General features: G+C 70.2%; 5 protein-coding genes and 1 pseudogene. 4 read left to right on the top strand and 2 right to left on the bottom strand.

Annotated features, from left to right (window positions below; genetic code table 11):
* A pseudogene (locus tag SD626R_RS16570) lies at positions 1-104 on the top strand (proteasome subunit beta); the annotation flags it as partial.
* A gap of 100 nt (positions 105-204) precedes the next feature.
* Here the strand turns inward: SD626R_RS16570 and SD626R_RS13985 are convergent.
* Together SD626R_RS13985 and SD626R_RS13980 are read right to left on the bottom strand one after the other, a co-directional pair.
* Positions 205-957 (bottom strand): protein sorting system archaetidylserine synthase, encoded by a 753-nt coding sequence (locus SD626R_RS13985; protein WP_092566945.1) that lies wholly within the window; start codon positions 955-957, stop codon positions 205-207.
* 115 nt (positions 958-1,072) lie between these two features.
* Complete coding sequence (locus SD626R_RS13980) at positions 1,073-2,116, bottom strand: Brp/Blh family beta-carotene 15,15'-dioxygenase (RefSeq protein WP_092566944.1); 1,044 nt, start codon at positions 2,114-2,116, stop codon at positions 1,073-1,075.
* 119 nt (positions 2,117-2,235) lie between these two features.
* Between SD626R_RS13980 and SD626R_RS13975 the strand changes: the two genes are divergently transcribed.
* The 3 genes from SD626R_RS13975 to SD626R_RS13965 all read left to right on the top strand — a co-directional run.
* Positions 2,236-4,239 carry a bacterio-opsin activator domain-containing protein gene (locus SD626R_RS13975; protein WP_092566943.1) on the top strand — a complete coding sequence of 668 codons (2,004 nt, stop codon included), beginning with the start codon at positions 2,236-2,238 and terminating at the stop codon, positions 4,237-4,239.
* A gap of 20 nt (positions 4,240-4,259) precedes the next feature.
* Positions 4,260-4,709: an SRPBCC family protein gene (locus SD626R_RS13970; protein WP_092566942.1), complete on the top strand. Its 450-nt coding sequence runs from the start codon at positions 4,260-4,262 to the stop codon at positions 4,707-4,709.
* Positions 4,710-4,832: 123 nt separating this feature from the next.
* A partial coding sequence (locus SD626R_RS13965) for an SPFH domain-containing protein (RefSeq protein ID WP_092566941.1) occupies positions 4,833-5,763 on the top strand: 931 nt, incomplete at its 3' end.

Genomic DNA, 5,763 nt, shown 5'->3' with positions numbered 1-5,763 from the left:
CCGTCGAGCGCGACCTCGCGTCCGGAAACGGGATCAACGTCGCCGTCGTCACCGAGGACGGCGTCGACATCACCCGCCACAAGGAGTTCGACGAGCTGCTGTAAGCGGCTCCGACGGAACCGCTTCGACGACTCGCGTTCTTTTTCGTTTTCGACCGGGCACGCAGAGTCACCGGTCCGGCGCGTCGTCGCCCGTCGCCGTGGATCAGACGCCTCGCTTCCCGGCGTCACCCGGGGGCGATCGGATACCGTCGCCCCAGTAGAACCGCGGGCCGAGGAGGAGATAGCCGCAGGCCAAGAAGAGGAGCGCGAACGCGAACCCCTCGCCGATCCACGCCGGGAGGGCGGCGGTGGCCATGTGTCCGGCCGGGGTGAGGATGACGGCCGCCTGCACGACGCCCATCACGAGCGCGTCCTGCGCGTGGAGGTCCGGGTACGTGACCGTCGTCCCCATGAGCACCGCGAACGCGGCGGTCGCCGCGGTCAGGAGCGCGGGGTCGGTGTAGCCGGCGATCACCGCGGCCGCAAGGATCGTCGCCGCCAGCGTGGTCGGCACGCCGACCGTCTCGCGGGCGTCGCTGTCGTACGCCGTGTACAGCCCCAGCCGAGCGACCGCGGCGGCGACGAACAGGGCGGCGACGGCGACCCCGACGCCGACGAGGAGGGGGTCGCTCGCGAGCGAGCCGGCGCCGAGGGCCGCGGCCGCCACGAGGGCCGCGGGCGCGACGCCGAACGAGGCCACGTCGGCAAGCGAGTCGAGGTACGGCCCGGCGTCCGTCGATCCGCGGTGTCTCGCGACCACGCCGTCGAGCCCGTCGGCGACCGCGGCGAGTAACACCAGCCGGGCCGCGAGCTCGAGGTCGACCGCGGCCGCGACGACGGCGAGGAAGCCGACGGCCGCGTTCGCCACCGTCACCTCGTCCGCGAGTCCGAGCCGCCCGACGAACCGGAAACGCATACCGGATCGGTCGACGAGGCGGGTTTTAGTGCTTGTTATCTCTCGGGCCCTCGGACGGCGGGAGCGCGGGTCCCGGGTTAGAGGACGGGACCTCGCCCCGGGTCAGGGGCCCGAGTCAGGGCACGTACCAGATCCCCCGGCCGAAGTCGAGCCACTCGCCGACGACGACGTGCGGGAGCGCGATGACGCAGACGAAGATTGTGTAAAAGGCGACCGCCCCCGGGAGCAGCGACCCGCCGGCGAGGGGGTTCGGCGCGACCACCCACAGCGACGTCGCGACCAGCGCGGTCACCAGCGCGCCGACGACGAGCACGCCCCACGCCATCACGACGGAGACGCCCTCGGTGCGGCTCGGCCGCGCCTCTTCGACGACCATGCTGCGGGCGGACTGCCGCAGCGAGTACCACAGCGGGAAGTAGAGCCCAATGGCGATCACGACGGGCACGAAGACGAAGTAGGCGACGAGCAGCAGCGTCTCGAAGGCGTCGAGCAGCCACGACCGCGTGACGCCCCCGGCCGTCGCGAGCCCCCCGCCGAGGTGGACGGCGACGCCGAGGCCGTAGGCCGCGCCGAGCGCCGTCGTGAACGCCTCGGGCGAGCTGGCCGCCGGCCCGGCGAGGGCCCCGTCGAACACGGTCAGCATGTAGCCGGTGAACCCGTAGAACGTCTCCGTCCACGCGACGGCCGGGACGACCATCACGGCGCCGCCGCGGACGAGGGCGGCGAGCGCGCGCTGCGGCCGCGAGGCGAGGTGGTCGGTGCCGACGAGCGCGTCCATCACGTGGAGGTCGCCGTGGCCGCCCTTCGCGACCGCCGTGCCGAATGCGAGCGCGAGCGCCGGCAGCGGGGCGACGACGAACAGCCCCACGAAGCCGACGACGAACGCGAGGTACAGCCCCACGTAACGCGCGCCGAAGGGGAGCCCGCGCCGCCTGAGGTTCGAGAAGTGCTCGTAGCCGCCGTGCGGGAGGTTCAGCGCGACCATCCCGACGAGGTAGACGAGCATCTGCGTCCGCAGGGCGGGCTCGGTGCCGGTCGCGTACACGCCGGCGAACGCGACGGTGAGGACCAGCAGCGCGGCGCGCGAAGCGTCGACGGCGGTCCGTTCCGGTTCTCCGAAAAGTCGGCGACGGGCGCGGCTCACGGCTCGCGTGGACATGTCTCGGTGTACGGGTGCGGGGGTATTGTGTGCACGCCGAAATTATGGAGTCCTTCAAGTACCCCCGCTGACGGCCGGCAGTATCAAACCTTAATCCGTCCGCCGACGAAGGGCAAGCCATGCCGGGTTCTCGGGCCCTGTTGGTCCATCCGGAGGAGGGGAGCGATCGCATCACGTCGGCGCTCGGCGCCGCCGGGTTCGACGTGACGACGGTCAACAACGCCACCTCGGCGATCGCCAAGGTGACGACCGGGGAGTACGACTGCATCGTGAGCGAGTACTCCCTGCCGGGCGACGACGGCCTCGCGCTGGCGGAGGCGATCGAGGAGTCCGACGCCCGGGTTCCGGTCGTGATGTTCTCCGCGGTGGAGGACGACGAGGTCCTCGAGGCCGCCTTCGAGAACGGGGTCGACGAGTTCCTCCACAAGAACGGCTCCGCCTCGATCGACCGGCTCGTGACCGACGTCTCCACCGTCTGCTCCCACGAGGGGGCGCCGGGCGCCAAGCAGGACATCTCCGGACACGAGCCGAGCGAGGAGGAGGTCAGTCGGGCCGTGCGCGAGGCGCCGGTCGGCGTCAGTCTCAGTGACCCCGAACTCCCCGACTACCCGCTCGTGTACGTCAACGACGCGTGGGAGGACCACACCGGGTATCCGGTCGACGAGGTCCTCGGGCGGAACCCACGCTTCCTGCAGGGCCCCGGAACGGACCCCGAGACGGTCGACCGGCTCTCGACGGCGATCGCCGAGGAGGAGCAGGTGACCGTCGAGATCCGGAACTACCGCCGGGACGGAACGCCGTTCTGGAACGAGCTGACGGTCGCTCCGGTGTACGACGCCGACGGCGACCTGGCCCACTACGTGGGATTCCAGAACGACGTCACCGACCGCAAGCGCGCGGAGCAGCTCGCCGAGGAGCGCGCCGAGAAGCTCGCGACGGAGCGACAGGCCCTCGACCGAGTCCTCGGTCGGGTGAACGGCCTGCTCAGCGAGATCAGCCGGATCCTCGTCGAGAGCCGCGACTCGGAGACGATAGCCGAGCGCGTCTGCGATGAGATCGCCGACGAACCGGGGTACATGGGCGGCTGGATCGGCGAGGTGTCGTCGGCCACGGGCCGGCTGGACCTGACCGCGACGAGCGGGATCCCGATCGAGGCGGGCACGTCGTTCGCCCTCGACGAGACGCCGCGCGAGGTCCGAGAGGCGATCGAGACCGAGGAGGTCCACGGGCGGGCCGCCGGGAGCGGCTCGGAGGGCCGGCTCGCGCCGAGCGCGATCGGTGCCCCCCGCCTCCTCGTCGTGCCGATCACCTACGGTCACCGGCGGTACGGCCTCCTCGGCATCTACAGCAGCGAGGGGAACGCCCTCGACCGACGCGAGCGCAAGGTGTGCGAGTCGGTCGGGAAGATGATCGCCAACGGCCTCCACTCGGTCGAGACGACCCGGATCCTCACGACGGATCGGGTCGTGGAGCTCGAAGTCGCGATCGGGGACCCCTCATTCAGCCTCTCGCGCGTCGCCGACGCGGTCGGCGGTCGGATCGAACACCTCGGGACCACGCGCCTCGACGACGACGCCTGCGAGCTGTACCTCAGGGTGACGGATCCGACGGAGGACGTGAGCGACGTCGAGGCGCTCTCGTTCGTCGAGTCGGTCCGGCTGGTGTCCGAGACGAACGGTGACGTCACGTTCGCCGTGACGGCGACCGAGTCGCCGCCGCTGACGCGGCTCGCGGAGTTCGGCGGCGTCGTCGTCGAGGCCACCGCCGACGCCACGAGCGCGAACCTGACCATCGAGGCGCCGCCCGAGCAGGACGTCCGCGGGATGCTCGACGTGTTCCGCGCGGAGTACGAGGGCGTCGAGCTCCGCTCCCGCGTCGAGCGCGAGAGCCGCGACCGGAGCCTGACCGAGTTCGCGGCGGCGGTGGACGACCGGCTCACCGACCGCCAGCGGTCGGCGCTGAAGACGGCCGAGCTGAACGGCTACTTCGAGTGGCCCCGACCGGTCGACGGCTCCGAAATCGCCGAGCGGATGGGGATCACCCGGCAGACGTTCCACCAGCACCTCCGGGCGGCCGAGCGCAAGCTGGTCGAGGCGTACGTCGACCCGCGCTCGCGGAACTGAATTGGCGGCTCGGACGACCAATGTTCACCGCACGCGACTCCGCCGAGATCGACGCCGACGTCCGGTCCGTCTTCGCGTTCCTCGACGACCCGCACAACCACGCCGCCGTCACGCCCCGCCTCGAAGCCGTCAGGGACGTCGAGCGCCTCCCCAACGGCGGGAAGCGGCTGGCGTACACCTACCGGATGGCGGGGATCGGGATCGACGGGGAGATCGTCCAGACGGTCCACGAGCCGAACGAGCGGATGACCTTCGAGCTTCGCGGCCGGCTGACGGGGACGATCGACCTGACGTTCGAACCGACGGACGGGGGGACGCGACTGACGTACGCGGCCGAGTACGACCTCCCGGAGAACGCGCTGACCGCCCTCGGCGAGCCGGTCGTCCGTCGGTTCAACGAGCGCCAGGTGAAGGCGACGCTCGACGCCGTCGCGGAGCGGTTCGAGGCGGGCGACGCGGACGGGACGTGAGCGCCGTCGATCCCGGCCAGCCGCCGATCCCGGACCGCCGTCGACCCCGACAACGCCGTATATCGGCAGAGCGGGCGGCGATTCGGGCGAAGTATTAAGAACGAGATAGCCTAACCTCAGGGCATGGATCCGACTCCCCTCCAGTTCGGTTTCGGTTTCGGTCTGGTGAGTATCGGCCTGCTCTTCCTGCTGCTCGTGGTTATCACGCTCTGGCAGTCGTTCGAGATCGTCGACGCCTACGAGAAGAAGACGCTCACTGTGTTCGGCGAGTACCGGAAGCTGCTCGAACCGGGTATCAACCTCATCCCGCCGTTCGTCTCCCGCACCTACCCGTTCGACATGCGGACGCAGACGCTCGACGTGCCCCGTCAGGAGGCGATCACGCGGGACAACTCGCCGGTGACCGCCGACGCGGTCGTCTACATCAAGGTGATGGACGCCAAGAAGGCGTTCCTCGAAGTCGACGACTACAAGAAGGCCGTCTCGAACCTCGCGCAGACCACGCTCCGCGCGGTCCTCGGTGACATGGAACTCGACGACACGCTAAACAAACGGCAGGAGATCAACTCGAAGATCCGCAAGGAGTTAGACGAGCCGACGGACGAGTGGGGGATCCGCGTCGAGAGCGTCGAGGTCCGCGAGGTCAACCCCTCGAAGGACGTCCAGCAGGCGATGGAGCAGCAGACCTCCGCCGAGCGCCGTCGCCGCGCGATGATCCTCGAAGCGCAGGGGGAACGCCGCTCGGCGGTCGAGCAGGCCGAGGGTGACAAGCAGTCCAACATCATCCGGGCGCAGGGGGAAAAGCAGTCACAGATCCTCGAGGCGCAGGGGGACGCGATCTCCACCGTGCTGCGCGCGCGCTCCGCCGAGTCGATGGGCGAGCGCGCCATCATCGAGCGCGGCATGGAGACCTTAGAAGAGATCGGCAAGGGCGAGTCCACCACGTTCGTCCTTCCGCAGGAGCTCACCAGCCTCGTCGGCCGCTACGGCAAGGCGCTGTCCGGCTCCGACGTCCAGGAGATGGAGGGGCTCGACGGGAAGGAGTTCGACGACG

It is taken from the genome of Halorubrum sp. SD626R (assembly GCF_001261915.1).
GTDB lineage: Archaea > Halobacteriota > Halobacteria > Halobacteriales > Haloferacaceae > Halorubrum.
The sequence above is the reverse complement of the archived record's forward strand: the minus strand, read 5'-3'. Positions and strand labels throughout refer to the sequence as shown.

Excerpts from the sequence above, each read along its gene's own strand:
- SD626R_RS13985 (WP_092566945.1), bottom strand. The coding sequence starts at position 957 with ATGCGTTTCCGGTTCGTCGGGCGGCTCGGACTCGCGGACGAGGTGACG.
- SD626R_RS13980 (WP_092566944.1), bottom strand. The coding sequence starts at position 2,116 with ATGTCCACGCGAGCCGTGAGCCGCGCCCGTCGCCGACTTTTCGGAGAA.
- SD626R_RS13975 (WP_092566943.1), top strand. The coding sequence starts at position 2,236 with ATGCCGGGTTCTCGGGCCCTGTTGGTCCATCCGGAGGAGGGGAGCGAT.
- SD626R_RS13970 (WP_092566942.1), top strand. The coding sequence starts at position 4,260 with ATGTTCACCGCACGCGACTCCGCCGAGATCGACGCCGACGTCCGGTCC.